The following is a 2,446-nucleotide window of genomic DNA, read 5'->3' as shown; positions in this document are numbered from 1 at the left end:
TTCAAAAACTGCAAAACTAAATGTGTCATAACTGCAAAACTAATTGTTATATGACACTGTATCGAATGAGGATGGTATTAGTACAATTGATTAAAAATTGTTTTTTTATTTTTCTTTTATCGATATTTTAATTTATATAAACAAGATCATTTAGATCAAATTTTATTAGACGAATCGTTATTTTATTAATATTTTATATTAGTAACTATACTCATACCACATAATATTGAAAATTAAAAAATGAGATAAATTTCAAATATTCATATTAGGAGATGTAACGATGAAAAAATTAATATTATTAGTACCTTTTTTATTGTTTACAACTATTTCGACATATGCCTATCAAAATTATAAATCAGGTGACCTTATTCTTGGCTTAAGTCTTGGTGCAGGATCAGACATATTGATCCTGTCGCAGAACCTCAACTTGCTTTTCAGCCGACTATTGAATTTATTTTTTCGGCACTCAATACAAAAACTGGATGGCTTTTGGTGTTATATTGAATGCTGATGTCAACCTTTTTGGTGGTGTTGGAAGTTATGACTATTCTTTTGCGATTTCTACCACTTTAAATATGCATGTTACCTTGGAAAAATATCTAGATTGGTATGTAGGGCTTGGGTTTGGTATTCAGATGTTTCCTACTTGGACAAGACATACAGGTCCATTTGCTTTAGGAGCAGGATTTGATACAGGGTTTAATGTATATTTTAATTCACATATCGGATGGTCTATTGGTATGAGTATTTTAGCAGAGCAAATTACTGGTACAACAGGAATTAAATTTAAATTTTCTGGATTATAATATTCAAAATCTCTAAAATATGGTTAAATGAAAATAAATAATTTTATAATAATATAGATAATATTTATTTTGGACAAAAAATGAGATCTATGTATCGAAAGTTTCTTTTAATTTATGCTGCACGTTAAATTTGATATATTTCTTAAAATTCAGTAATTTGTTCCAGAGTATAATTATATGCGTCCAAATAATCTGGATTATCAATTAAAAATTGTTGGATCTCTTCGGAATGACGCGTGCCATAATTGATATATTCTTGTTCTGAAATCCCAAGACCCGCATAAAAACGTTCTCTTGCGTTGTTTAAATATTCACTAATTGCTTCATCATTATTCCCAAATTCTTGATGTGCTGTAAAGGATTGTTCATGTTGGAACATAGTAAATAAAATTGAAATTTGAATAAATCGTTTTGGATTATCGATTTTTATAGGAGTTCCTATTTCAAAATCGATAAGATTAGTTAAATTCATTTTTTCGTTTTTGAATCCGGATTGATCTTTGTAAGATGCATCTTTAATTTCTAACGATAATGGGTCTTGTATTTGTTCGGATTTCGGAGGATGTGAGATACATCCATTAAGCATGAATATAGTCATAAATATAAATAGATACATATTAACCTCATGAATATTAAATATATTTACGATTATATCATAATTTCAAAAAAAATGTAATTTTTGTATAAAAAAACTTATATTCAAAGGAAGTTATTCTTTTAAAGATCAAAATAAAAATATCAGTCTTTTCGGGTATTCCAAAACATTTTCTTGATCATTAATATTAAGAAAAAAGATAAGCAGGAGTGCTTTGACCTTGTTCTACCATATTATCAATATTAATCCATAACCTATAAATCTTGATTAGTTATGAATTGCCTTATTTTGTCCTTTGCCATATGGCAAAATGTATATCTTGTGACTAACTATTATCATCTACCACATTACCAGACCTATCAAAATAAAAATATTACTACTTTTCCTTCTCACTAAAAATCAATCTATTCGGATTTACTGGTTTGGACAGAATTGTCAGGGGAAATAGGTTCAGAGGGTTCGGCAAGTAGGGCATGCTCTGGAGAACCAGGTCTGGTTCAGAATGCTTTGTAATAGTGCTATTTATTAGTTTATTTTGTACTTGACAGTCAATAACGCTAAAAACAAATCCAAAAAATATCAATTTCTTCATTTTTTCCTTTGATATTGGATCAGTAATGTTTAATGAAATAAATTTTTCAGTATTTATTTGATCAGGAAATTGAATCCGAGTAATAAAAAGTATAAGGAAAAAAGACGAATGAATAGGGAGGTAAGAGATAGTAAAGCGTACATAGCTTGTGTAACAATGATTTTAGACTGAATTTTCTGTAGAAAACTTTACCCACGTTAATGCAGTTTGTCCTAGTAAAAAGTTCTATGATAATTTAAAATTCTCATAACAATTATATTTTATTTATTATTTTTATGACATTTTCTTTAGGGATATTTTGTTGTATTTGTGTTCTTGCCTGATAAAAAGCGAAAGAGCAATTTGCATATTATGAGGCAGATGTTAAGAGAAGTTTGATTTGAGACTATTATAAGAATGATTTGAGACCTGAATGAAGCTAGACGCTGACGAGCTTAAGAGGTAATTTAAGAG

2 protein-coding genes are annotated in these 2,446 nt (G+C 28.4%); one reads left to right on the top strand and one right to left on the bottom strand.

From position 1 onward, the window contains the following. The first annotated feature begins 482 nt into the window (after window positions 1-482). On the top strand, window positions 483-806 hold the full coding sequence (locus tag BM018_RS07465) for a hypothetical protein (protein WP_143280481.1): 324 nt from the start codon (window positions 483-485) through the stop codon (window positions 804-806). Window positions 807-948: 142 nt separating this feature from the next. On the opposite strand, the gene BM018_RS07460 is transcribed toward BM018_RS07465, so the two are convergent. Beyond that, complete coding sequence (locus tag BM018_RS07460) at window positions 949-1,422, bottom strand: hypothetical protein (protein ID WP_092320174.1); 474 nt, start codon at window positions 1,420-1,422, stop codon at window positions 949-951. Window positions 1,423-2,446 lie beyond the last annotated feature (1,024 nt).

The sequence above is a fragment of the Brevinema andersonii genome (genome assembly GCF_900112165.1).
Lineage (GTDB): Bacteria > Spirochaetota > Brevinematia > Brevinematales > Brevinemataceae > Brevinema > Brevinema andersonii.
This window is presented reverse-complemented; position numbering and strand designations above follow the sequence as displayed.

Excerpts from the sequence above, each read along its gene's own strand:
- BM018_RS07460 (WP_092320174.1), bottom strand. The coding sequence starts at position 1,422 with ATGTATCTATTTATATTTATGACTATATTCATGCTTAATGGATGTATC.
- BM018_RS07465 (WP_143280481.1), top strand. The coding sequence starts at position 483 with ATGGCTTTTGGTGTTATATTGAATGCTGATGTCAACCTTTTTGGTGGT.